The sequence below is a fragment of the Candidatus Accumulibacter sp. ACC012 genome (genome assembly GCF_907163155.1).
Lineage (GTDB): Bacteria > Pseudomonadota > Gammaproteobacteria > Burkholderiales > Rhodocyclaceae > Accumulibacter > Accumulibacter delftensis.
In genome coordinates this window covers 87,652-112,165 of record NZ_CAJQUC010000011.1, presented here as the reverse complement: position 1 = coordinate 112,165, position 24,514 = coordinate 87,652, and the positions used below count along the sequence as shown (strand labels likewise).

Here is a 24,514-nt window from a genome sequence, read left to right as displayed (position 1 = left end):
TAGGCGACGAGGTCGATCGTTTCTCGCGGTCGCCTGTAACGGCGTCGATCGCTCCAGCACGCCATCGACGAGTAGTCGGCAAAACGTCTTTCGGCGCCAGTCGCTGGTCGGGTAGCAAAAGCTGAATGATGAAGGTCGTGAAGCCTTGTTCGCTTGCAGCGGACGAAGGAGTTGCTGTCGCCAAGTCGAAGACGTAGTACTTTTTATCCACGGCGGCACGATTAGCAGGGCTCGGTGCTGGGGCTGCACGGACGCCTGGTACTGAACAACTGTAACAGTTGTTTGGTAGATACTTGCCCGGGGTGTGAAGGTCTGCGCGAGGCGCAAGCGACCCCCCCCCACTGGTCGTCCGCTCGTGGCAGCGTTGCTGGTCCCTGCGGCCAGAATCCTTGGTAGGTGTTTAAAAGCCCTTGAGCAGGTTTCTTGCCCTTGCTGGTCCACCGTTTCGCGCAGCACTTCGGTGGTGAGCGCAAAGTTGCTTGGTGATAGCGCGTCGGAAGTATTGCACGGGTGAGGGTGTTTACTCGGGGCTGAGTCGTGTCGTCGAGCCTCCGGCGCTGGCCCACCGTTGGTGCAGGTGGCGAGCCGTGATAGGTACGATTGCGGATGAAGTACGAAGCGGAAATGTCTTCCCAGGCTGGTCGTCGAAGCGTAGTCGTCCGCGTCCGGGATGGCACGCGGGAAAGGCAGGCCATCTGCGCAGCGTGGTTTGCGGCCACAGCTGATATGGTCACGCATCATCGCCATCTGTGTTTGCGCCAGCGGTAGGGCGTGGCCAGCAGGCGTGCCTGAGAGAGCCATGTAAGCAGCCTTGCGAGCGCGAATCATCGCTGGGGAACCAGATGCCTTTCTGGCGGTTTTCTCATGTGCCGACGCAGCAGAAGCACGCGCGCCTGGCGACTTCGAGATAGCTGTCGGCGACTCGGCGGGGTGCAGCAGAGATCGGTTGCGGGCACTCGCTGGCGGCCAATTTCATGGTCAGGCCTGCGGGTTTTCACGGTGGCCTGGCGGCATCCTGCGCTCTGAAGAAAGGGATCAGCGTCGTCGTCCTCGCTGCGCAGCAGTAGGCCGGCGTGACGGTCGGTGACGGATGGGCGAAGCCTCACCATGGGCGACATCGTCTGATGGGGTCCGAGATGCGCGAGAACAGGGTCATCAGCAAATCCAGCCGCGCGCGCGGGTGGTGCACTGATCTTCGAGACGATGCAGCCGCTCTTCATGAGGCGCTGAGGGCATTGGACCCGGTTCTCGATACCACGTGAACGGTAATCCCATGCGGACGGCGACCAGCGTTTCGGGCAGGAAGTTCGCGGTAGCGGTCGATCGAGTCAGGAAATCGTAGAGCGAATCGGCCCGCGGGGTGACTGCGAAGGACGTGATATTGGTCGAGACGATTGCGGCAACAGGCATGTCGCCGGAAATCAACACTCCCAATCAAGAAAATAGGGGCTGCGTGTTCGGTGAGTGGCGAAGCCGAGGCGGACGGCCAGGGTGCTTGCGATTGCGCAGTTCATCGCCGCCAAACAGGCGCTGTAAACTGGTCGGCAGATCGGCACGCGCGGTTGTAGTTGCCAACTGCGGCGTGACAGCGCCGCACAGCGGTCGGCGTCAAGTCCGTGGGCGCGAAACTGGCGCAGATCGGACTGATTGCCGTGGGACACCGATTTCGTGCCAGAGGGCTTGGCGACGGTCAGATCTCGCCCAGGAGTCATGCACACGGGGGCGCGCCCGTCTGCTCCTGCAAGGACAGGCCGCAAGGCGCGAGGTGATCGGGGGGAAAGTGGGTGACGATGATGCCGCACGAATACGCCCGCCACGCTCGCTGGGGTCAGCCGCGAAAGGATCGTCTGCCAGCACGCTTTACCGACATCGGAGCGAAACAGGTATCGACAATCGTTCAGCCGTCGTGTCCTCGAGCAGCCAGAGATTGATGTGATTCCAGTGCGAAACGGGCAGCGGCATCGCAAACAGTGGATTCCGGGAGACGCGGAACGGTTCCCGGCAGCCGAGCGGCGTGGCAAAAGGGTAGTCGGGGAGATATGGCAGTGGATGGTAAAAACCGTCTCGAAATCTATAAACTTGGGCCGTAAGGAGGCTGGACCCTGATGGCCTCTGAGCGAAGCATTCTCACGTGATCCAGACTTGGAAGCCCTGCGGTGGACAGCAAGCGACGCACCTCAGCATCCGAATCTGGCGCGAGGAGTTCACATCACGCCGCGAAAGATCCGTGCTAAGACGTAAGGGCATGCTGAGCCCCAAAAAAGCGCGCGGGGGGCCACGTGTCTACGCGCCGTGACCGCGCTTCTGAAAGATGCCATGCGCACGGCAAGCTTCTCGTTTCAGTATGTCGAGAATCTATCTGATCGGGACAAAGTAACGTTAAATGCGGCCATGCACAAAGCTAAGGATCCCGATTTCCGACGAACCGTGTTCGCGCGAGTTATCAATCGCAGAGGCGTGGCGCTGCTCCGGGCCAGCTGCCGGGATCGAGGCGCTTAACACGAGATCCACCTGCCGCACAAAGCGGAAATCACGCAGCAGCATGGCTACATCCTACGGCGGTGTGGTCGGCATGATCGGCCGATTCGGCGGCGGTTACGCCGCCAGTACGATCCCACGTCGGAAACGAGCGTGTGACCGTCGAGTAAAAGCTCAACCTGTGGCGACGACGCCGAAGGGGACCTGCGATTGCAGGGAGGGTCGGTGGTCGCTACCAGGCGGACGCTGATCGTCACTCGGCCGAAGTGTTCGCTGTTTCTGCACGGGCGCGAGACCCTGTGTGCCCTTGATGCCCGCAACGATATGACGGTGCGAGCGGAAGCACCGCGCTAAGACACCCACAAGCCACCAAGGAGCGGAGACATGGAATACCGAGCATCAATTTGCCCACGGCGAAACGATCGAACCATGCTGCGGAAAGCATTAGCAGCTTTGCTGCCCGGACGAAATCGCAGCCGCGTGCGAGGCCACTCGGATCGTGGACAATATGTTCCCGCAGACCTGTGGCGCAAGTCGGCGACATGGGCTGCTCAGGGATGGACGCCGATGAGGAGGACGGCGGAACGGGCTCGGCTATATGGAGACATCATCGCAATGGAGAAATTTCGCGGGCGTCGGCGAGGTCGCCCTGTCCTACGGGGCGCACCTCCAACCTCTGCGTCCATCAGTCGGCAACGGAACGCAGCGCAGAAAGCCGCTACTTGCCGAAGTGATTTCCGGCGAGCAGTCGGCGCCGCTGGCGATGCGAAGCCAACGCCGGCTCAGACGATGTGGCGAAGGCCTGAAACTGCGCGCCGAAGCCAGGGGCGATCACTTCGTTCTCAACGGCGGAGATGTGGACACAAACGGCCGGTGATGCCCGAACGCTGGTGGTTTAAAGCCAAGACGACATCAACGGCCGCAAGAGGGATCCAGCGCGTGATCGTCGAACAAGGGATGAAGGGTTTCTCTTGCGGATCGAAGCTCGACCAAATCGGACATGCGTGGCTCGAAACACCTACCGCTGTTTTCGACGACATGCAGAAGTACCGCTGGAAAATGGGCTTGGCCAGGTCAACGGCCAGGAGTGCGCGTGCTGATGAGGTGGCCCTCGGACTAAGAGCGGGCACCCCGGCCCGTGTGCTCGCAGGTGGCCGCTGGGGATCATGGCCGCGGCCAGGATCTGGGGTCTCCGACTGCCCGACGCCGGCCAGTTCGGTAGGAGATTGGCGAGTTCCAGTTGAGGCAGGGGCAAGGTCGCCGACATGTACACCACTTTCAACGTATGTCGGGCTTAGTCTATGCCGTGGGCCAGGGCCTGCGATCGTGGCGAAACGACGCGCAAGGACGCAGCCGGTGCCATCCTCTCGCTGCCGAAAAAGCAAACCTGGATGGGCCGCGCACAACGTCCAGACGCTCGGCGTAAGGCTTACATCAACGAGTATCGCGGCAGGCTGTGCGCGACGCCTCAAAGCCTCTACGAGATCGGCGCCGGTACTTCGAATCCGTATTCTGACGGTCGCGAACGATTCGCCGACAACCTTTGAGGCGCAAATCGCGCGCGTGAAGCTTGTGCAAGAGCGCAGGGCGCCTCTCTTGCGCAGAGCTGCCCCACGCTTTTCAGCCACATATCTTTCACCCTTGCACGTAAGTTCGAGGAAGATCATGACCACCATATGCGTAACCTCACTGCTGACGATACCGCCGCGGTCGAAGCACGTTCGCCAGTTCATTTCGCAAAGCCGCCTGGGGGCGTTTTTTTTTTTTTTGATCGTCGTTCCAGGGTTTCGAGGAGGAAATGGCTTCGCTGCCGGCACGCCTATGCTGCTCCTCGGGTCGTCTTTTCACGCGAGCGTACCGGCAAGCCGGCTGACTGTGTCGGGATCCGGCGCTCTCCGCAGGGACTGTGCCCGAAATGAAGCGCTGTATGTCGAGCAGCTCAGCGTAGTGCGGTCGGCATCAGAGCTGGCGCTGGCGGCGATTCAAGGCGGCCAAGGAAATCGGCTACAGCGAATGCTGCTCGACACCTTGCCAGGCCTGCGCGTGCTGTGCGCCTGTATCGCGAGTTGGGGGTTCACGAAGGCGACAGCCTACTACAGACGCCGTCTCGAAGGGACGATGTCTGGCTCTCGATCTGACAGAACTGGCGAGCAAGAAGTGGCCACCGATAAACCTTCTTTAACTTTTCGACTTCAACCGCGCCTGTCGAAATCGCAGGAGGAAGAGATGCCGACTTTCATGCGTCTGTCCAGCGGCAAAAGCGGAGTATCTGTGGATCGGGTGTTCGGACTAGCGGGTGACGGCCAACAGATCTCGGCTTCTGCCGGGCGAGATCTTCGTGCATCGAAACAGTTGCCAAACTCGTCGTGCAAACGGATTCAATGCTGTCGGGATCAGTGAGTTGATGCGCTCAAGGTGCGGCAAGTGATGGGCGCGGCACTATGGCGTGGCGGCGTCAAGCGGAGCGCTCATTTTCGCCCCATCGCGTCGGGTGGTCGACATATGGCTGCGGGACACGTCCGCGATGTCCATGACACGCACATGGCGCGAGTCGATAGTGCCACATGAACAGCGCCACGATCGACCGTGCGAGCTCAAGTTCCTCGAACAGGTGGCCAACGTCTGCCAGAACTTCAGTCGTCAGGACGCCTGCAGCGCGGCCACGCGAAGTGCACGGCGGAATTCGAACGGCCTCAAGGACGGCGTGATGGCGCGACCTCGGCTTTACGTGCATCGCCGGAAGATCTGGTGACCATTATCTGACGGCGCTGAAGCCTTGCAGGGCTGAGAGTGGCGATTCCTTGCAGTGGCCAGCGAGTCGCGCCGCGTCGAGTCGCTGGCAAAAATATTGCAAGATGATTGCTACCGGCCGCATGTGGGGGGCAACCGGTAGCGGGCCACGCGTCGCGGTCAGCGAGGGCCGGCCGCTGGCCGATGGCCAGTTGAGCGCTTCTGCTGCTGCGCTGGTCCTTGGCGCCGCGACTGGGTCGTTCCGCGACGAAGGCTGGCCGCGATGGTTCACCAGTCGGCGAGTGGCTGACGCTGAGCGCCATGGGAGCCAGTGCATTCTCCTTACAAAGTCTGCTTTCTCTACGGCATGACATGAATCCCAGGCCGGTCGCCGGCGCTATGGTCGTAGGACCTGACGGCCGGCGCTGATCGCATGCCAAGCGGGACTGCCTGATGTTCGGTGCGCCGATGTCGCCGAGCAAGCGCTCGGCCTCGGCTGGATGCTTTCGGTGCTCGCGTGGTGCGTCACCATGAGCCATCCCACCTGCTACATCGCGTGAGGTGGGTCTTGGCGACTGGAGGATCATCGCTGTGCCGTGATGTGGACGGTCTACCTTTCCTCGGGGCGGCGAGGTACCCGATCGCTGTCGCCGCTGGCGAGACTTTCGGCGGCCAGCCTTCACCGATGGTGATGCGACCTAGGCGGCGTTGTTGCAGGGTCGTTTTTTCGTTTGGCAGAAACGAGCTGGCGTGGCTGGAGTGCGATCGCATTTTGGGTCTTTGGCACCGCCTGGACCTTCACCTGCGTACGCCGAAGCCGTGAACCGCATCGGCGCTACGGCTCGGCCGCGTTCATCAATCTGGTGCCGGTCAGCGCGGTCATCTTGGCGCCGTTTGCTCGGCGAGCGGATCCGGGATGGGCGGTGCGGAGAGGTGGGCGCTGAAGTACCGGTGTTTACATTACACAATCCCGGCCCCCCCCGGCGCGAAAACTCGCGGCGGGGCCATTTCAGGGAAAGCTGCTGATTCTGATCAGGAACGGGATATCCCGCGAATCGATGCGTGAATTCGACGAAGGAGAGCCTGGCCCCTTCGCTGGCGAATGGGACGTAATCACACTTCCGGCGGAACGCCGGCGCGAACTGGCGAGCTAGGTGCGATCGATGGTCGTTCCTGAAGAATGGGGCGGTCGCCCGGCATGGCATACATGTCGCTGGTGGGATGATCGAAGAAATCGCCGCGGTGACCGGAGCACCTAGACCATCGTCGCGTCAGACTCGCTGGCCTGCGGCATCACCATGGAAATACGGCACGACGAGACAGAAGGAGGGACCTGGCTGAAACCGTGGCCAGCGGACGAGAGCTCGGCGCTTCTGCCTCGACTGACCGCAACCACGGTTCCGATGCCGCAGCGATCACCACTCGGGCCCGACGCGACGGCGACAGTTAGTCCTCAACGGCGTAAAGCAGTTCATCACCACCGCCCAAATCCGGGAGGTGGCGATGTCTTCGCCGCACCGACAAGGCGGCGGTTAAGAAAGCATTTAGGTGTTCCGGTGCCGACGATACGATGGCTACATCGTCGCACCCGCAGAGAGGAAAAAAATGTGGTCAGAGCGATTCGGATACCGCCAGATCCCTGTTCGAAAACATGCGGTTTTTTTTTTTTTTTTTTACCGCCTCCTGCCTGATTGGGACGGAAGGCGACGGCTATAGTATTGCACTGTCGAATCTCGAAGACGGCCGCATCGGCATCGCCGCCGCAGTCGGTCGGCTGGACCCGCGCGCTTCGAATGCGCGGTGCATACGCCCAGGACCGCGAGACGGTCGCACAAGCCTATCATCGAGCACCAGGCGGTCAGCATTTCGTCCTCGGCCATGGCCACCCCAGATCGAGCCCGCACGGTTGATGGTCTGGCGCGCCGCAACTTTCAAGGATGCCGGCAAGCCCTGCCTGAAGGAAGCCTCGATGGCCAAGATGTTTGCTTCCGAAATGGCCGAGAAAGTCTGTTCGGACGCCATCCAGATCCTCGGCGGTTACGGCTACGTCAGCGACTTCCCGGTCGAGCGCATCTACCCGCGACGTGCGCGTCTGCCAGATTTACGAAGGCGCCAACGACATCCAGCGCCTGGTCATCGGTCGCGCCGTTGCCGACGCCTGACATGAGTCGCTACGCGCTCCGGGTGCGGGCGGACAACCGGCCTGGCGCAACGCACACTCGCCCGCGGCATTTGCCCGGCGGGCTGGGCTCGCGCCTCGTGATCGCTTGTAGAAGCTGCTGAAAGGTTACGGACGGGCGCAACTCGACCGCAGGCACACAAAACACCTAATGCCATTGGGAGAAACAGACATGTCCGAACCCATAGACTTCTACTTTGACTTCTCGTCCCCTACGGCTATCTGGCGTCCGAGAAAATCGACGCGAACTGGCCGCGCGCCACGGGCGCACGGTCAGGTGGCGGCCGATTCTGCTCGGCGTGGTGTTCAAGCACACCGGTGCGGCACCATTGCCCCTGGTGCCGCTCAAGGGCGAGTACTCGGTGCGCGATTTTCGCGCTCGCGCGCGCTTCATCGGGATGCCCTACACGCATCCGCGAATTCCGCTTGCCATCGCAGCACGCAGGCGCGCGCCTTTATGGTTACCCCAAGATCAGGATTGCGAGCGGCATGCGAAGCTGCGCGCGATTTCGCACAGGCGGTTTTGCGTGCCCTTTATGGCGCTGGTCGAGACGTTCCTCTCTCGATGTGGTGCTTGACTTGGCAGGCCACCCAGCAGGGTGTCGATTTATTGCCGCGTTACGTGTAGGAAGCGCTCGCGGTGCCGCGCTCAAGCAGCGCTGAAAGTGAATGCAGCGATGCAGCGCTGGCCGGGGGTTTGTGGATCACCGTATATGAGCGCGACGGCGAGCATTTTTTGGCAGTGACCGCCTGCCACAAATGGACCGATGGCTGACTCTGCGAGGTTTGATGCCCGTGTTGCAAACCCAGATCTCAACGCGCGAAGCCCCGATCAGGGCCAAACGCCGCGGCCATTGCAGAGTTCGTCGCGATCTGCGCGAACGGGTCCGAGCGACTGCCCCTCGGGGTAGGCCTGAAAGCGCGCGCCAGAACATATGGCACGCGGCAAATCTGCGGCATCGCGAGCGCGTCAAAGCCCGCGTCGACTCCGGCTCGACCTTCGTCGAACTGCGCAGTGGCGGCCTACGGATGTATGGAGGGAGTGCCGAGAATACTTGTCGAGGTGCCGGCCGCTTCGTGATCTACCCGGCAGCGGCAGGTGAACCGGCGTCGAGTGGCATGATCGTCGCCAATTGGACGCGACGGGGAAACGGGGTACTTATTACCCGGACCGTCAGACGAATCTCGCGCGCGACAGTGAGTTGCCGGCGAGAACCCGACTGCCGTGAATCTACCTGGTCGATTCGGGTGTGCCGTCATGCCCATGCGGAGGGATGCCTTTTTCCCGACAAAGGAAATTTAGTCGCTCTTCTACAACCCCCCCCCAAGAGCAACTGTCGGCGGGCGCGTATCCCACGCAGATCGCGGCCGGTGATGGGCTCTGTACGCGGCGGCGCCTACGTGCCGGGCGATGTCCGGACGATCACGATTATCGTCAGGATCAGGGACGATACGTTCTCGGCGGGGCCGCCGCTGGTCAAGGCGGCGACGGTGATGGCTCAGCGGCCGCATACCTCGGGGCGCCGATTGGATATCGCGTATTTCGGGGGTAGACGATCAACCCGCGAAAAACGATGCGCAGGCACTGGCATCGCTCGCCCATCTTCGGCAACCTCACTGGCGCAAGGCGGCCAGCGCTGCCTGAGCGAGCCGAGCCTGGACGCTGTACGCGGCGAGAGTGTACGGAGTGAATACCGACCGTACTAAGAAGCTTTCGACCGATCCGCGAGATCATGCCGCATCGGCGATGGCTCGGACTTCGACGAGTTCAAGGCGCGTTAGGGAACAACCTGGTCTGCGCGTTCGCGCGCGTATGGGGCTACCGGTCCGCGGCATCGCCAACAACGACGGACATCCTGTTTCCTGAAGCGTCGCTAAAGCCGCCCAATTCGTCGAAACGGTGCGCGCAGCGCGGCATCCGATGAGTTTTTGAGAACATAAACGGCTCATGGTCGGTCGCAATACGAAAACAGGCGGTACGCCCGTTGCCCCCCCCCCCCCCGGTGGAAGATGGTGCGCGTCGCCTGGGCAAGGGTGCCGAAATTCACAGCGTCCATCGGCGGTTCGTTCGGCGCCGGCAATCGGCATGGGTGGATCGAGGCTACTCACCGCGTTTAATTGTGGTGTGGCCGAACGCCGCGTATTCGGTGATGGCGGCGAGCAGGCAGCGGAACGTTATGGCAACGGTCAGGCGCGACGGATCGAAGCCGCGGGCAAGTCGTGGAGCGCTGCCGAGCGAAGAAAGCCTTCAAGGCACCACCAGTCCGCGACCAGTATGAGCTCCAGGCGTTCACCCTACTACGCCCGCGCCAGTTCTGGGACGACGGCGTGAATAGACCCGGCCGACACCCGCGCGTCATCGGACTCGGCCTGTCACGGCGCGCATGAACGCTCCTGCCGAAGCGGACGAAGGTTCGGCTTTTCCGGAGTGATGAACGAGCTTGATGAAGCGACTTACGAATATAGTGACCGAGTTCAGACGGCGGTGTCTGCATCCTTGACCCTGAACAAGGCGCAGCGCCACAACGCTTCGACGAGCAACACAAAAAAAAAAATGATCTCCGCGATCACCGCGGCCTGCGTGCAACTCGAAGCCTGACCCCGCGGTTCGCGCCGTCGTCTGTCATCGACCGGCACGAGCTTCTGCCGCCCGCGTGTCGACTGAATGGATGCGGCGCGGGGACTGCCCAACTACTCGGAGGAGGAAAACTGCGCGACGCGAATCGCCTCGACGAAAGCTTCTTGTCGACCCTCAACGAACACCTTTCGAAGCGACGATCGCAGCGTGTTCAGGGGCCTCGAACATATGGCGGCGGCGTCCCCGGCCTCTGAATACGCCGCTTGTGATATCGCGTCGGAACTACACGATGCGTATTTACGCTTAGCAAGTGAAAGTGGGAATCATTCCCGGCGGTGATCACCCGACGCTTATGGCGGCTATAGGCGAGGTCTACAGCGGCGCTACATGCGACCGCCGAGCGCTTTTCGGCCGCCGAAGCCTCTCGGATAGGCTTGCTGAAGAGATCGTACCGGGGAGAACTAACGACGACGCCATTCGAGATTGTTGATGGTTTGCTGGCCAATGGACCCGCGCGCGCAGGACGAGTGCAAGGCGCTGAACTACGGGTCGTTGCCGGGCAGGCCGACTCGACGAGCAGGACCATCGACCGAAACGAGCAAAAGCAACTTACACGAGTGCCGACGCCAGCACAGAAGGCAGGATGATGGTTCTCGACCGCTTTTCCTCGAAAAGCGGCGGCCAAAACTGGCGGCTCGAGTGAGGCGCACGTTTGAGAGTTGCGACTTGCCGGGAAAACGATGCCCCGAATCAAGAGCATTGTCTGGCGGCTTGCGCGCTGACTCTGATAATCGCGCTGCCCCCTGGGGGGGCGTGAAGGTGAAAGGTGCTCCGATGGTTTACAAAGATTATGACTTGACACATCGCGGCGACGATCGCTGCCGAGTGAAGCAAGACCGCTCGTAGTTGGGCGTGCGAGGCGTCGCGTCTACTCGGAGGCGACGCCACGCCGCACCACGTCGCCTTGCCGACGAGGCGGTGGGCATCGGTTCGGCTGCGCAGCTTTTCTAAGCGAGTCCTATTGGTCGGCGAGCGAAGTCTTGATGCGGCACGGGCGTACCGTGCGGAGGGGTTCACTAGGGCCTACGGCTTTTTGTCCGAGAAAGAGTACTTGCGACGCCCTGTGCTGCGGCGGGGATTGTCTTCATTGGTCCAAACCGGCGGCAGACGATCCACGCGCCATGGGTTCGAAGTCCGCCGCCAAGGCGATCATGAGCGTGCCGGCGTTCGGCTGCGCCGGGCTATCCTGGCGAGACAAGGCACGGGGCGTTTGGCGCGAGGACGAGGGCGATCGGCTATCGGTGCTGATCAAGGCGCGGCCGGCGGTGGTGGATAGGGGATGCGTTGGTCGAGCGCGGCGAGGATTTTGCCGCGGCGCTGGCTTCGTGCCAGCGTGAGGCAGCCTCATCCTTCGGCGACGACAAGGTGCTCATCGAGAAGTATCTTGAGCCGTCGCGGCCATATCGAATTCCAGATTTTCGCCGACACGCAGGGTAATTACGTTCATCTCTTCGAACGCGACTGCTCGGTGCAGCGCCGGCACCAGAAAGTCTCGAAGAAGCGCAGCTCGGGAATGAGCGCGGCACGGCGTGCCAGCAATGGGCAAGGCGGCGGTCGACGCCGCGGCGCGCGGGTCGGCTACGTCGGTGCCGGTACCGTCGAGTTCATCGCCAGTGACACTTTCGTGCGCGACGGCAGTTTCTATTTCATGGAAATGAACACCCGCTTGCAGGTCGCGCATCCGGTGACGAAATGATTTCCGGGCAGGACCTTGTCGAGTGGCAGTTGCGCGTCGCCAGCGGCGAGCCGCGCGCTGCGCCAGGAGCAACTGGAAATCGGGACACGCGCTGAGGCGGTATCTATCGGAGAATCGCGAGCAGACTTTCTGCCGTCAACGGGCGACTGGTGCATCTCTTCGACCACGCCGAGAGCTCAATGTGCGCGTCGATACGGGCATCGAACAAGCGACGAAATCTCGGCTCTACTACGATCCGATGATCGCCAAGCTCGTTGTCTGGGATGTCGACCCGCGACGCGGCTTGGAGCGCATGTGGCAGGCGCTGCCGACTATCGCATCGTCGGCGTCAGTACCAACGTCACTTTCCTGTCATCGCCTGGTGGTCTGCCCGGCTTTCGCCGACGCCGATCTCGATACCGGCCTGATCGAGCGTAGCCCGCGAGTTCCTGTTCCCGGCGCGCAGCGAACCACGCGAAATGTCTTCTTTGTCGCCGCGGTCGCCGGTCTGCTCCGCGAGCAGGCGGCGGCGCTCAACAGGGCCAGCCATTCGGGCGACCCCTGGTCGCCGTGGAGTTCGCACGACGGTGGCTGCTTGACAGACAGTCGCAACGACGCTAACTATCGCAGCGGCGATTCGTGTACGAGTGGCCGTTGCTTACGAGGCGGACGCCTTTGCGCCTGGCGCTGGTGGCGAGTCGGTGAGGCGGCGCGGACGGGGTTCTCGAAGCGGTCGTTTGCGGCCAGTGCGGTCGGATGGGCCGACCGTCGCTGGTGGCAGCGTCGTCGCGTAATGAGAAGAGGAACCAGAAACGGAGTTTTCCCAATGGCACCACTCACCCACGTATTGTTCGGCCGCCACCAAGGCAGTTTGCCCCGCCCCGACGATTCACCCATGCCTCGGGTGTTTTTACAGTCTGGCGGACCCACATCTCAGGTTGGCACGCTTGTGACCCCTTGCCTACCCGACTGGTTCGGTCGCCACTCACTACCCTGGTGGCTTCTGTGTCTTCTTATCCCTGTTGTCTTTGTATCGCGCTTACGCGCTCGCGGTACTGCATCCTTTCGTTGGAGTAGTGGGTTGCACCTCGACTTGTCTGTATTACTTGACAGGACTGTCAGTCAGACTAGGGCACCAAGTTGACCCTCCATCGGCGTCGACGCCTATCTCTTCAAAGTGAATCGGTACCTCTTGTCAAGGCTTTCGTGCTGACTTTGCCTGCCGGGCTGCATCAGGGGTCCCACTGGTGCCAGAGTCACATATGGTCGCATGTTGTTGTGTTTCTGCGGAATTGATTCGATGCGCCCGCCTGACGGTACAGGTCTAATAATTTGGGTCGACAGTCGTGTCCTCTCGCGTATGCGCTCAGAACGAGGCGGGTTCGTCCGTGCACCGCGCATGCTTTCACAGGTGCAATCCTACCATCGAGCGTCTCGCTGAGTATCGGCTGCTCTGGCCACATTCGCGGACTGACATCGCTTCCGTGTTATCGCCGTACTTCATTGGCCCGCTTCCCCGTCATGATCGGCAGAACAACGCGACCGCGCTCTCTGAGTGCTCGCGTCACTCGGTCGTAGTCCGCACGTACGAGGCTGCAGGTTGGCGTATTCCGGCTTCTCGACCGCTCACACCTCACAGGTTTGACGAACGCTCGGCTTTTCTCGCGCTATGACGCGGTCGGCGCCTAGGTAAGCTTGCTAACTGTTTCGGTGCACGTCCTTACCGGAGTCAGTCTCGTAGTAAAGCACACTCCCCTGTTCATACGCACAGTTGCACTGCTTCATGGATCACCAACGTTCCCTGCAAGTCTGTCCCTTTTCGACCTGTCGGACGTTCGATCCCTGTGACAACGAGGCGCTCGAGCAGTATTTCTTTGTCTGTGCCGTTGATATTGTGCTCATGTGTGGTCACGACGCACTCCCTTATGGAAGGTCCAGCCACGTTCTGTGTGACTTTCAGCCCCCTGTTGGTCAATTCCGCTTGCCGGTGGCTCCCGACCGCGTTCCGACGCTCACGGCCAGATGTGACTATACTCTTCTTTTCGTACATCCGGTGCTGTGTTGTCTAGTCTGCTCGTTTCTCAGTCAGACAGCGCGATATACCCTGACTGCGTGCGGGCACTCGCTGCGCTGCGACCGCGTGCAGATCGTAATGCCTGTCCACGGGGTGCTGTGCACTGAGACAGTGTGTCGCCGAATTGCCGATTGCGGGCTGCTGGGCATGTACACACCAAGGATGATTCTCCGCCATCCGCGATGCGACTACGATGACTGCTACAATCCCTTCTTAGCTTCGCTTTGCTGAACTGGGATGAGCGGTTTCGACCACACGCATCTGTTGATCGCTTTTTGGCCTGCCGCAGTGGTTCGCCTGTCCGTGATGCTCTCTCGGCAGTTGTCCGCCGCCCCGCGCCTGGTACCCCCGCTCTTTGGCCTGATCACGAGAGACTTCGGTACCTCCTGCCAACCTGCCAGGCGCTTGGCCTCCCTGACGATGACTGTCACTGTGGACAGTATATCGCGAAAAGTTGGTCTACCGCCGTTGCCCGCCCCCCTGCCCATGTGTCAATTTTTCGAGATGTCACTGGCGCCAGGAAGTACAGGCGTCGAAAGCGGCGCGCGCGCTGCTCGCCCGCCAGCGGGCTGGCGAAAAGCAGGAGCAAGGTCTTTGATGGGGAGGAGATTGTCGTGAGTCAACCGCCGACGCCAAGCGTCGCTTCGCCGTGCATCAACGTCTGCAAAATGGACGACGACGGCGGTTTCTGCATCGGCTGCTTCCGGACCATTGCGGAGATCGCCGTCTGGAGCCGAACGCGGGACGAGCAGCGTCTGCACATACTGGTCGCTGTCGAGCGTCGCCGCATCGAGCACAGTGCCTGTGCGGCAGGCGAGGACTTCCGTGACGACTGTGAGCCGACGGGCAGCAGCAGAGGCGAGGAGCGAGCGCGTGAAGAATAGACCGGGCGGCAGTGGGTTACGTGAGCAGGGTCATCGCGAATGAGCACGACTGAAGACGACTATCTCTGCGTCGGTGTGTGTATGTTCGACCCCGATTCGGGTTACTGCCTTGGCTGTGGACGCCCGCCCGAGCCGGTATCCGAGGCTTCGCAGGAGATCGTCGCCGAGGAAGCGCGTCCGCTGCGGGTCGTCGATGCGGGCCCCGACGGCGATTCTCCAGGCAAGCACTGATGCTGCCGGCGCTTCTCCGGGTGAGTCCTGATGTCGCCCGACGATCCTCCGGGGAGTCGCTGATGTCTCCCGACGATTCTCCGGACGGTCCCTGATGCTGCCCGAGAACCTGCTGGTTCTCGAGCGCGGCTGGTTGTCGTCGAACAATATCGTCTTTCTTGAAGGCGAGCAGGCGGCCTTGATCGACAGCGGCTACGTCACGCAGGCCCAGCAGACCGTCGCCTTGCTCGAACACGCACTAGCGGGTCGGCGGCTGACCCGCTTGCTGAACACCCATTCGCATTCCGACCATATCGGCGGCAACGCGGCGGTGAGCGCGGCTTTCGGCTGCCAGGTCATTGTTCCGCACGGCATTGATGCGACGATTGCCGAGTGGGACCAAGAGGCGCTCTTGCTATCGCCGCTTGGCCAGTCCGCTACGCGTTTTCGCCACGACGCGACGATTGCCGCCGGCGATGAAAGCGAGCTCGGCGGTCTCAACTGGCGGGCCATTGCGGTTCCCGGCCACGATATGGACGCGCTTGCTTTTCACAACCCCGAGCGGCGCATCCTGATCTCCGGCGACGCCCTGTGGCGGAACGGCTTCGGGGTCATCTTCTCGGAGATTCTCGGCCATCCGGAAGGTGCCGGCGGCCTGAAGGCGGCCCGTGAAACGCTCGACGTGCTGGCTCGCCTGCCGGTCGAGCTGGTGATCCCCGGTCATGGCGCGCCGTTCATCGAGGTCGACGATGCTTTTGAGCGGGCCTATCGGCGGCTGGCGGCTTTCGAACAGGATATCGATCTGCTCGTCTGGCACGCGCTCAAGGTGATCCTTGCTTTTGCCTTGCTGGAAAGGCGGCAACTGCCACGTGCCGATCTGCCTGATTTTCTGGCCGGCCTGAGTTTCTGCCAGAGCGTGAACACGCGCTATCTCAATCTCAGTAACCAGGCGCTGGCGCAGCGCCTGGTTCGCGACCTGATTCGCGTCGGTACGCTACGCGACGAGCAGGGCGTGCTGGTTGCCCTGTAGGTGCGGTACAACGTCGCGTTGGCTAGACCTGTGGGCAGAGTTCGCCCAGGCTCGTTGCGTTGAGTCGGCGCAGGTCCTGGTCGTCCTGCCAGCCGTGCCGCTCGACGTTCGAGGAAGCGTATTCCTCACTTTCTTCAATGCTTTGTTCGAGGAAGGCTTCGATTGTCCGTTTCAGGTGACTTGCTGTGGGTAGCATCGTCCCGTAGAAAAGGACCAGCTCCCGGCGCTTGATGAGCAGCGTTGGGAAGTTGTCCACGTCAATGTCGCCCAGATCGTCGGCGTGTTCCTCGATATCCAGCCAGTGAAATCCGGCTCCCGGAAACTGGCGGGCAAGCTTCGCGAAGCCGTCCTGGTACTCGCGGCAAACGCCGCACCACTCAGCGCACAGGCAGACGATGACGAACTCGGCCAGCGCGGGTTTTCGTTCCGCGTGCGTCGGCGCTTGTTCGGACCTTGCTGTGCTCTCCCTCTCCATCTCGCCGCTGCTCGTTGCGTGCTGCCTCAAGTGCAGCTCTGTCCGCTAAGCAAGCTCTGAATATGGGCGAGCAGTTGCGCCTCGGGGTAGGGTTTGCCGAGCAGCACGTTTACGCCCGCGGCGTGTGCTTCACCGCGCAACTGCTCACTGTCCGAAGTGACCATGATGATCGGCAGCCCTGCGGTCGCCGCATGGGCACGCAGCTGCCGTGTCAGCTGCAAGCCGCTCATGCCGGGCATATCAACGTCGGTAATCAGTACATCGGGTAAGGCTCTCTCGATTTGCCGGGCGGCGTCCAGTCCGTCTTCAGCCATTACCACTTGATAGTGCTGCGCGCCCAACAGCCGGCCGGTCTTGACGCGGACCACCTTGGAATCGTCTGCGACCATGACCACTGTTTCTTCTGGCGTCTTCGCTTTTGCCGGCGCGACAGTCGCGGTGCGGGCCGCGGCTAGCTGCCGTGCGTCCTCGGCAGCTTTCCGTTCAGCCGCTCGGCGGGCATTTTCCTCGCTTGCCTGGCGCTCGGTTTCTCGAGCAATGGCCTGGTCGACCGCCAGCCGTTCCTCATCTTCCAGGCGCTGGGCTTTCTCAACGGCCTGGCGGTCGGCCTCGGCCTGCGCCGCCTCCCTGGCGGCCTTGCGTTCGGCTTCGGCACGAGCGGCTTCTTCTGCGGCCTTGCGCTCGGCTTCGGCACGAGCGGCCTCTTCTGCGGCCTTGCGCTCGGCTTCGGCACGAGCGGCTTCTTCTGCGGCCTTGCGCTCGGCTTCGGCACGAGCGGCTTCTCCTGCGGCCTTGCGCTCGGCTTCGGCACGAGCGGCTTCTTCTGCGGCCTTGCGTTCGGCTTCGGCACGAGCGGCTTCTTCTGCGGCCTTGCGCTCGGCTTCGGCACGAGCGGCTTCTTCTGCGGCCTTGCGCTCGGCTTCGGCATGAGCGGCTTCTTCTGCGGCCTTGCGTTCGGCTTCGGCACGAGCGGCTTCTTCTGCGGCCTTGCGTTCGGCTTCGGCACGAGCGGCCTCTTCTGCGACCTTGCGTTCGGCTTCTGCACGAGCGGCTTCTTCTGCGGCCTTGCGCTCGGCTTCTGCACGAGCGGCTTCTTCTGCGGCCTTGCGTTCGGCTTCGGCACGAGCGGCTTCTTCTGCGGCCTTGCGCTGGGCTTCGGCACGAGCGGCTTCTTCTGCGGCCTTGCGCTGGGCTTCGGCACGAGCGGCTTCTTCTGCGGCCTTGCGCTGGGCCTCTGCACGGGCAGCGTCTTCAATTGCCGTCCGTTCCGCTTGCTCGTTCGCTGAGCGACGTGTATAGAAGGAGCGCCATGCGAAAAAGGCCACGCCGACTCCCGCGGCGATCAACAACAAGCTCTCATTGATTGACATTGAACTGATCCTTCGCCCTCTTGGCATTCACCCTCGTCGGAATGTGCCGACGCACACCCAGTTACCGTTCAACTGATCAGCCGACTGCCCTGGGCTGTCGCTGTCGACCATGATAAAACGAATAATTGACTTGTTGGGCGATCGCCGGGCAGGGCGTTGGTCGACGAATAGCCGCAATAGCAGCATCTGCCTCATCCCTGCATAGCGGTCAAGCCCGGAAACTGAGAGAATGCCGGGCTCGGGAGCGATGCTGGCCGGGGCGGCGTTTGCCAGGCGAGCTTTGCCCCTTCCAGACGCAGCTGGAGCGGTGCGGCGTCCGAGGAACCTGCCCGTCTTAGCAGGCGATGGCCTGTCGCCAGTTGGCGTGGGCCTATTTACGCGCAAGCCCGGCGTGGAGGATGTAAAGAATGGCACCACAGAGCACTTCTGGCGATGTATCACCGATCGAAGAAATCATTGTCGAAATGCGTGCCGGACGGATGGTCGTTCTGGTCGACGAGGAAGACCGCGAGAACGAAGGCGATTTGATTCTCGCCGCCGAGCATGTTACGCCGGAAGCGATCAACTTCATGGCCCGTTTCGGGCGTGGCCTGATTTGCCTGACGTTGACCGAAGCGCGTTGCGGGCAACTGGGCCTGACGCAGATGGCGCGCGACAACAAGAGTCCGTACAGTACGGCGTTCACGGTTTCAATCGAAGCCGCCGAAGGGGTGACCACGGGGATCTCGGCGCAGGACCGCGCGCTGACCATCCAGGCGGCGGTGGCGCGTAACGCCGAGCCGACCGACATCGTGCAGCCCGGGCACGTCTTTCCGATCATGGCGCGCGCGGGCGGTGTCCTGGTGCGTGCCGGGCATACGGAAGCTGGTTGTGATCTGGCGCTGCTCGCCGGGCTCGAACCAGCGGCGGTGATTTGCGAGATCCTCAACGAGGATGGCAGCATGGCCCGTCTGCACGACCTGGTCGACTTCGCTCGCCAGCATGGCCTCAAGATCGGCACCATCGCCGATCTGATTCATTACCGCAGCCAGCACGAGACCCTGGTCGAGCGCACGCTGTCGAAAGCGGTACAGTCAGCGCACGGCGAGTTCATGCTGCACGCGTATACCGATTGCACCTCGAACGAGGTGCATCTGGTGCTCACCAAGGGCGAGATCTGCCCCGATCAGGAGACGCTGGTGCGGGTGCATGAACCGCTCTCGGTCGTCGATTTCCTTGACCCGGGTGGGGAGCGGCATACTTTTTCGCTCGACGTCGCACAAGCGGCGTTGGCGCGGGCGAGGGCGGGGGTGATCGTCTTGCTGCACCGTCCCGAAAGCGGTCAGGATATTCTCGCCATGCTCCGTGAGCCAGCCGCGAGCAAACGTCCGGCTGCCCGTTGGGACCCGCGCATCTACGGTATCGGGGCGCAGATCCTGCGTGATCTGGGGGTCGGCAAGATGAAATTGCTGGCCAGTCCGCGGCGGATGCCGAGCATGACCGGCTTCGATCTCGAAGTCACTGGGCATATTGCCAAACTGACCGACCTTGAAGGACTCTGATGAGCATCCAGACAACGCCTACCAACACCGCGCCCGTGCGTCGCGACGAGGCCATCGACGAATGTGCGGCTTCGCTGGACGGCGAAGGGCTGGCGATCGGTATCGTCATGAGCCGCTTCAGCCCGGAAATTGGTGAAGGCCTGCTCAGTGCCTGCCTCAGTGAGTTGCAGCGCCTCGGCGTCGACGCAGCGCGCATTACGCTGACCACCGTCCCGGGCGCTCTGGAGATCCCCCTGGCCCTGCAGACGATGGCACAAAGCGAGCGTTTCGACGCGCTGGTCGCACTCGGCGCGGTCATCCGCGGCGAAACCTATCATTTCGAGATCGTCGCCAACGACTCGAGCCGGGGAGTGATGGAAGTGCAGCTCGACAGCGGCGTGCCCATCGCCAACGGAATTCTGACCTGCGAAGACGACGATCAGGCGTTGGCCCGCATGCACCAGAAAGGCGCCGACTGCGCACAGGTGGCGGTCGAGATGGCCAATCTGCTGGTGGCACTCGGGGAGCGCTCGTGATGGCCGGGGGTTTGCCGAACAAGGCCAACGCCAGTGCCGTCAGGTCGCCGCGTCGCCGGGCCCGCGAGTTCGCCCTGCAGGGGCTTTACCAGTGGCAGCTGAGTGGCAACGACGAAGCAGCAATCGAAGCGCACCTCGGCGACGTCGAAGGCTTCGACAAGGCTGACCGTGAGTTCTTCGTCAAGTTGCTGCGCGGTGTTCTCGTCCAGCGTTCGGTGCTGCAGGAGCAGTTACAGGTGTATCTGGACCGGCCCTTTGACGAGCTGTCACCGATCGAGGCCAGCGTCCTGCTGGCGGGAGCTTTCGAGCTGGGTAATTATCCGCAGACCCCCTATCGGGTGATCATCAACGAGTCAATCGAACTGGCCAAGGCTTACGGTGGTACCGACGGCCACAAGTACGTCAACGGCGTACTCGACAAGCTGGCTGCCAGATTGCGTCCGGCCGAGGTCGAAGCCAAGCGCGCGGCACGCGCCAAAGCACGCTGAGCAGCGTCGCCGAGCAAGCCCGGCAAGTCGTGCATTGGCAAGGAGGAGGGGCGGTGATGCCCAGCGAGTTTGAACTGATCCGAACGTATTTTTCCAGGCCGACGCCGCAGGCGGTTCTCGGCCCCGGTGACGATTGCGCGCTGCTCGTGCCGTCGGCAGGTTGCGAACTGGCGATCAGCACCGACATGCTGGTTGCTGGCCGTCATTTTCTGCCCGATACCGATCCCCGCCAGCTCGGCTGGAAAGCTCTCGCGGTCAACCTCTCCGACCTCGCCGCGATGGGCGCCAAGCCTCGCTGGGCGCTACTTGCGGGCAGCCTGCCGGAAGCGTGCGCGGAATGGCTGGCGTCGTTTTCGGAAGGCGTCTTTGCATGCGCCAGTCGCTACGGCGTTGATCTGGTCGGCGGCGATACGACGCGCGGCCCGCTCAATCTGTGCTTCACTGTGCTCGGTGAACTGCCTGCCGGCGAGGCGCTTCGTCGCGATCGGGCCTTGCCCGGTGACGACCTCTGGGTTTCCGGGTGGCCGGGCCTGGCGGCCCTGGGGCTGGCCCATTTGCAGGGACGGACTGAGCTCGCGGAGGGGCTCGCCAAACGCTGTCTGGCGGCCTTGCAGCAACCGTGGCCGCGCGTCGAACTGGGTCTGGAATTGCGCTCGCGTCGCCTGGCGAACGCGGCCATCGATGTCTCGGATGGCTTGCTCGCGGATCTCGGGCATATCCTTGAACGCTCTGCGGTTGCCGCGGAAGTCCAGGTGGGGCAGCTGCCATCGAGACCGGCCGGCGCCGACCCGGCGTTCGCGCGCCAATGCCAGCTGGCCGGCGGTGACGACTACGAGCTTGTTTTCTCGGCAGCGCCGGCAAGACGGCGCGAGCTTGCCGCGCTGGCCGCCGAGCTTGATCTGCCGCTCTGGCGCTTCGGCCGGATCGTCGCTGCGGCCGACAGGCGCCTGACGCTGCTTGACGAAGACGGCCAGGAGCTAGCCGTCGATGGCCAAGGATTCGACCACTTTGCCTGATCCCAATCCTTACAATCCGTCCCATCCGCCTTCCCTGCAGTTTCTCATGGCGCATCCCGCGCACCTGCTTGCCTGTGGTTTCGGCAGTGGCTTGTCGCCGCGCGCGCCGGGGACGTTCGGTACGCTCTTCGGCTGGTTGTCGTTCCTGCTGTTGCGTCCGTACATGAGCGACTTCGAACTACTTGCTTTCATTGTCGTCTGTTTCGTCGGCGGCGTGCTGGCGGTACACAAGACCGGCGTCGACCTGGGTGTCGTCGATCACGGCAGCATCGTCTGGGACGAGATCGTACCGTTCTGGCTGGTGCTGCTGTTTTGTCCCGATAATTGGTTGTGGCAGACCACTGCTTTCTGCCTGTTCCGCTTTTTCGACATCAGCAAGCCGCAACCGGCGCGTTACTTCGACGAGCAGGTGAAGAACGGATTCGGGGTGATGACCGACGATCTGGTCGCTGCCGGCTATACCTTGCTGGTGCTGGCGATTCTGCGTTTTGTCTTGTCATGAGCGCCAGCGATCAATTTTCGCTGGAAGCGCTGGCTGCCGAAGTCGGCGAGCAGTTGCTGGCCAATGGCGAGCGCCTGGCGACCGCCGAATCCTGCACCGGTGGTTGGGTGGGGCAGTGTGCGACGGCGATTGCCGGCAGCTCGCGCTGGTTCGAGCGGGGTTTTGTCACCTATTCGAACGACGCCAAGATCGAGATGCTCGGCGTCGGCGCCGAAATCCTTGTCGCACACGGGGCGGTCAGCGAGGCCAGCGCGGCGGCCATGGCGCTCGGCGCCTTGTGTCGCAGCCGTGCGGATTGGGCTCTGGCGGTCACTGGGGTTGCCGGTCCGGCTGGGGGGTCTCCGGGCAGGCCCGTGGGGACAGTCTGCTTCGCCTGGGCTGGGCCGCAAGGGCGCCTCGAGACCGAAACCCGCTGCTTTGCTGGCGACCGCTCCGCGGTGCGCGCGCAGTCGGTAGCGCATGCGCTGCAAGGGCTGCTGCAGCGTATCAGGAGGCCGTTGGGCTGAGGCCCACAGCCAGCTCTGTGGAATTCTGCTAGAGCGTTAATAAAATAAAGTAATGTGACAGCTAGGTGCGTCAGAGGCGGGCGCTTCGGAATAAAATGAGCCACCAGAATCTGCTCTGTCTTCATTTCGGACCATGCGCTCGAGAATCTACACTCCTCTCGTTATATGGGGTATTTGTTCGCTGCTGGCGATTGCCTTCGTCGCGGCGAGTGGCGCCGCGGCCGTGCTCGAGCACCGCAATTGGTGGCTCAAGCTGGCGGCCCTCCTCGGTTTGCTTGGCGGCGTCAGCTGGCTGGTTCGCCGTTGCCGTGAGGAGCGATTCGAGCCGCCGGAGATCCTGCTTTCTGTCGTCCCCCCGTTTGACAGCAGCGACGATTCCGGTTGGGAGCTGCAGGCCAACAATGAGCTCGATGTGCCGCCTGTCGAGGGCGACAGCAGCATGCTTGCCGATGCTGTCCCGGCGAGCGATGGCGTGCCGGGGTTGCCGGCCCAGCCGCAGCCAGAGCGCCGTGACGCCGAGGTCGCTACGGTCCTCGAACTCGCCGAGATCATGCTCTGCTTCGGGCGCGCCCGAGGCGCAGAGCAGGCGCTGGAGGGCTTTGTCAGCGCCCACCCCTTGGCGGCGCTGACGCCCTGGCTGAAACTCCTCGAACTCTATCGACAGAATGGGCAGCGTCAGCCTTTCGAAGCGCTGGGCCAGCGACTCAGACGCCACTTCAACGTGGCTTCGCCAGAATGGGAGTCGCTCGGCGAAGCCTTTGAAGCGCTGGCTTTTGTTGGCGAAGAAAGGAGCGCATCGATCGACCAGCTGCTGCCGCAGCTGCCAACGCTTGGCGGAGTGGCACGCATCAGCACGGAGATTTCACGCACCTGGGGCTCGCCAGAATGCCTGATTTACCTGAACAAACTCCTGCGCGACAACCGCAATGGCGAGCGACAAGGTTTTACCGCTGGGGCGGTGCGCGAGCTGCTATGGCTGATCGGCAGCATGGAAAGTCGCCTCGCTCGCACCGCTTGAACCAGCGCCTCGCCCAGCCGCAGCTCCCAGCCACCGTTTGTAGAGGCAGATCATTCCCTGGTGACTGTATATAATGCCAGTCAACGTTGGTGCGGAGGTTGCCATCTTCAGCGCCGTCGAACATGGGATAATTCCGCTCACTCAAGCAAGGGGACTGGCAATGGACGATAACAAGGCAAAGGCGCTGGCAGCAGCGCTGGCCCAGATCGAAAAGCAGTTTGGCAAGGGCTCGATCATGAAAATGGGCGAGGGCAGCGTGGTGACCGATGTCCCGGTGGTCTCCACCGGCTCGCTGGGGCTGGACATTGCACTGGGCATCGGAGGCCTTCCGCGTGGCCGCGTGGTTGAGGTCTATGGCCCGGAATCCTCAGGCAAGACGACCTTGACCCTGCAGGTCATCGCCGAAATGCAGAAGCTTGGCGGTACGGCAGCCTTTATTGACGCCGAACACGCGCTCGACCCGGGCTACGCGCAGAAGCTTGGTGTAAACCTTGACGAACTGCTGATCTCGCAACCCGATACCGGCGAACAGGCGCTGGAAATCGCCGATATGCTGGTGCGTTCTGCCAGTGTCGATGTGGTGGTCATCGATTCGGTCGCCGCGCTGGTGCCGAAGGCCGAAATCGAAGGCGAGATGGGTGATTCCCTGCCCGGCCTGCAAGCGCGCCTGATGAGTCAGGCGCTACGCAAGCTGACGGCCAACATCAACCGCACCAATACCCTGGTGATCTTCATCAACCAGATTCGCATGAAAATCGGGGTCATGTTCGGCAGTCCGGAAACCACCACGGGTGGCAATGCACTAAAGTTTTACGCGTCGGTACGTCTCGACATTCGCCGTATCGGCAGCATCAAGAAGGGCGACGAAGTCGTCGGAAACGAGACCCGCGTCAAGGTCGTCAAGAACAAGGTTGCGCCGCCCTTCCGCGAGGCCGTCTTCGATATCCTCTACGGCGAAGGAACCTCGCGCGAAGGCGAGATCATCGAACTCGGTGTGCTGCACAAACTGGTCGAGAAATCGGGTTCCTGGTATGCCTACAATGGCGAAAAGATAGGCCAGGGCAAGGATAATGCGCGTGAGTATCTGAAGAGCAAGCCGCAGATCGCCGCGGAGATAGAAGCAAAAATTCGTGCCGCCGTTAACGTTCCCTCACCGTCGGCGAAGACGGCCGCCTAGAGCCCCCC

General features: G+C 62.2%; 24 protein-coding genes and 1 pseudogene. 20 read left to right on the top strand and 5 right to left on the bottom strand.

Features of this window, described 5'->3' with window-relative positions:
• The 3 genes and pseudogenes from QZ648_RS24990 to QZ648_RS13210 form a co-directional block, all read right to left on the bottom strand.
• Positions 1–738 (bottom strand): annotated as a pseudogene (locus QZ648_RS24990) (hypothetical protein); the annotation flags it as partial.
• 417 nt (positions 739–1,155) lie between these two features.
• Complete coding sequence (locus QZ648_RS13215; protein WP_291997351.1) at positions 1,156–1,428, bottom strand: hypothetical protein; 273 nt, start codon at positions 1,426–1,428, stop codon at positions 1,156–1,158.
• Between the two features lie 951 nt (positions 1,429–2,379).
• On the bottom strand, positions 2,380–2,544 hold the full coding sequence (locus tag QZ648_RS13210) for a hypothetical protein (RefSeq protein WP_291997350.1): 165 nt from the start codon (positions 2,542–2,544) through the stop codon (positions 2,380–2,382).
• A gap of 1,599 nt (positions 2,545–4,143) precedes the next feature.
• Here QZ648_RS13210 and QZ648_RS13205 point away from each other — a divergent pair.
• The 12 genes from QZ648_RS13205 (at position 4,144) to QZ648_RS13155 (ending at position 15,898) form a co-directional block, all read left to right on the top strand.
• Positions 4,144–4,878: a hypothetical protein gene (locus QZ648_RS13205; protein WP_291997349.1), complete on the top strand. Its 735-nt coding sequence runs from the start codon at positions 4,144–4,146 to the stop codon at positions 4,876–4,878.
• Between the two features lie 130 nt (positions 4,879–5,008).
• Positions 5,009–5,230 (top strand): hypothetical protein, encoded by a 222-nt coding sequence (locus QZ648_RS13200; RefSeq protein ID WP_291997348.1) that lies wholly within the window; start codon positions 5,009–5,011, stop codon positions 5,228–5,230.
• Positions 5,231–7,117: 1,887 nt separating this feature from the next.
• Complete coding sequence (locus QZ648_RS24985) at positions 7,118–7,375, top strand: acyl-CoA dehydrogenase family protein (protein WP_366144138.1); 258 nt, start codon at positions 7,118–7,120, stop codon at positions 7,373–7,375.
• A 311-nt stretch (positions 7,376–7,686) separates the two neighbouring features.
• On the top strand, positions 7,687–7,965 hold the full coding sequence (locus QZ648_RS13190) for a hypothetical protein (RefSeq protein ID WP_291997347.1): 279 nt from the start codon (positions 7,687–7,689) through the stop codon (positions 7,963–7,965).
• Between the two features lie 1,853 nt (positions 7,966–9,818).
• The gene (locus QZ648_RS13185; RefSeq protein ID WP_291997346.1) at positions 9,819–9,986 is read left to right on the top strand and encodes a hypothetical protein; all 168 of its coding nucleotides are present in this window, start codon (positions 9,819–9,821) and stop codon (positions 9,984–9,986) included.
• A gap of 1,160 nt (positions 9,987–11,146) precedes the next feature.
• Positions 11,147–11,362 carry a hypothetical protein gene (locus tag QZ648_RS13180; RefSeq protein WP_291997345.1) on the top strand — a complete coding sequence of 72 codons (216 nt, stop codon included), beginning with the start codon at positions 11,147–11,149 and terminating at the stop codon, positions 11,360–11,362.
• Positions 11,310–11,462 (top strand): hypothetical protein, encoded by a 153-nt coding sequence (locus QZ648_RS24980; protein WP_366144137.1) that lies wholly within the window; start codon positions 11,310–11,312, stop codon positions 11,460–11,462. The genes QZ648_RS13180 and QZ648_RS24980 overlap by 53 nt, the downstream gene beginning before the upstream one ends.
• Positions 11,410–11,721, top strand: a complete 312-nt coding sequence (locus QZ648_RS13175; RefSeq protein ID WP_291997344.1) for a hypothetical protein — start codon at positions 11,410–11,412, stop codon at positions 11,719–11,721. The genes QZ648_RS24980 and QZ648_RS13175 overlap by 53 nt, the downstream gene beginning before the upstream one ends.
• 22 nt (positions 11,722–11,743) lie before the next feature.
• Positions 11,744–12,844, top strand: a complete 1,101-nt coding sequence (locus tag QZ648_RS24975) for a hypothetical protein (protein WP_366144136.1) — start codon at positions 11,744–11,746, stop codon at positions 12,842–12,844.
• Between the two features lie 1,544 nt (positions 12,845–14,388).
• Positions 14,389–14,658 (top strand): DUF1289 domain-containing protein, encoded by a 270-nt coding sequence (locus QZ648_RS13165; protein ID WP_291997342.1) that lies wholly within the window; start codon positions 14,389–14,391, stop codon positions 14,656–14,658.
• A gap of 39 nt (positions 14,659–14,697) precedes the next feature.
• On the top strand, positions 14,698–14,889 hold the full coding sequence (locus tag QZ648_RS13160) for a DUF1289 domain-containing protein (protein WP_169066246.1): 192 nt from the start codon (positions 14,698–14,700) through the stop codon (positions 14,887–14,889).
• A 94-nt stretch (positions 14,890–14,983) separates the two neighbouring features.
• A complete protein-coding gene (locus QZ648_RS13155) occupies positions 14,984–15,898 on the top strand; it encodes an MBL fold metallo-hydrolase (protein WP_291997341.1) in 915 nt (304 codons plus the stop codon).
• A gap of 22 nt (positions 15,899–15,920) precedes the next feature.
• Here the strand turns inward: QZ648_RS13155 and QZ648_RS13150 are convergent, their stop codons facing one another.
• On the bottom strand, positions 15,921–16,373 hold the full coding sequence (locus tag QZ648_RS13150; RefSeq protein ID WP_291997340.1) for a thioredoxin family protein: 453 nt from the start codon (positions 16,371–16,373) through the stop codon (positions 15,921–15,923).
• A 26-nt stretch (positions 16,374–16,399) separates the two neighbouring features.
• Positions 16,400–17,743, bottom strand: coding sequence for a response regulator (locus QZ648_RS13145; protein WP_291997339.1), 1,344 nt, complete (start codon positions 17,741–17,743; stop codon positions 16,400–16,402).
• A gap of 407 nt (positions 17,744–18,150) precedes the next feature.
• Here QZ648_RS13145 and ribBA point away from each other — a divergent pair, with 407 nt between their 5' ends.
• The 8 genes from ribBA to recA all read left to right on the top strand — a co-directional run bounded on the left by ribBA (position 18,151) and on the right by recA (position 24,506).
• Positions 18,151–19,284, top strand: a complete 1,134-nt coding sequence (ribBA, locus tag QZ648_RS13140; RefSeq protein WP_169066243.1) for a bifunctional 3,4-dihydroxy-2-butanone-4-phosphate synthase/GTP cyclohydrolase II — start codon at positions 18,151–18,153, stop codon at positions 19,282–19,284.
• The gene (gene ribH / locus QZ648_RS13135) at positions 19,284–19,799 is read left to right on the top strand and encodes a 6,7-dimethyl-8-ribityllumazine synthase (protein WP_291997338.1); all 516 of its coding nucleotides are present in this window, start codon (positions 19,284–19,286) and stop codon (positions 19,797–19,799) included. The genes ribBA and ribH overlap by 1 nt, the downstream gene beginning before the upstream one ends.
• On the top strand, positions 19,799–20,287 hold the full coding sequence (gene nusB, locus QZ648_RS13130) for a transcription antitermination factor NusB (RefSeq protein WP_169066241.1): 489 nt from the start codon (positions 19,799–19,801) through the stop codon (positions 20,285–20,287). Before ribH ends, nusB begins: the two co-directional genes overlap by 1 nt.
• Before the next feature lie 56 nt (positions 20,288–20,343).
• Complete coding sequence (gene thiL, locus QZ648_RS13125) at positions 20,344–21,303, top strand: thiamine-phosphate kinase (RefSeq protein WP_169066240.1); 960 nt, start codon at positions 20,344–20,346, stop codon at positions 21,301–21,303.
• The gene (locus QZ648_RS13120) at positions 21,275–21,805 is read left to right on the top strand and encodes a phosphatidylglycerophosphatase A (protein WP_169066239.1); all 531 of its coding nucleotides are present in this window, start codon (positions 21,275–21,277) and stop codon (positions 21,803–21,805) included. Before thiL ends, QZ648_RS13120 begins: the two co-directional genes overlap by 29 nt.
• A complete protein-coding gene (locus QZ648_RS13115) occupies positions 21,802–22,311 on the top strand; it encodes a nicotinamide-nucleotide amidohydrolase family protein (protein WP_291997337.1) in 510 nt (169 codons plus the stop codon). Before QZ648_RS13120 ends, QZ648_RS13115 begins: the two co-directional genes overlap by 4 nt.
• Before the next feature lie 133 nt (positions 22,312–22,444).
• Entirely contained in the window at positions 22,445–23,329 is an 885-nt protein-coding gene (locus tag QZ648_RS13110) for a hypothetical protein (RefSeq protein ID WP_291997336.1), read from the top strand.
• Between the two features lie 160 nt (positions 23,330–23,489).
• Entirely contained in the window at positions 23,490–24,506 is a 1,017-nt protein-coding gene (gene recA, locus QZ648_RS13105) for a recombinase RecA (RefSeq protein ID WP_291997335.1), read from the top strand.
• Positions 24,507–24,514: the final 8 nt, after the last annotated feature.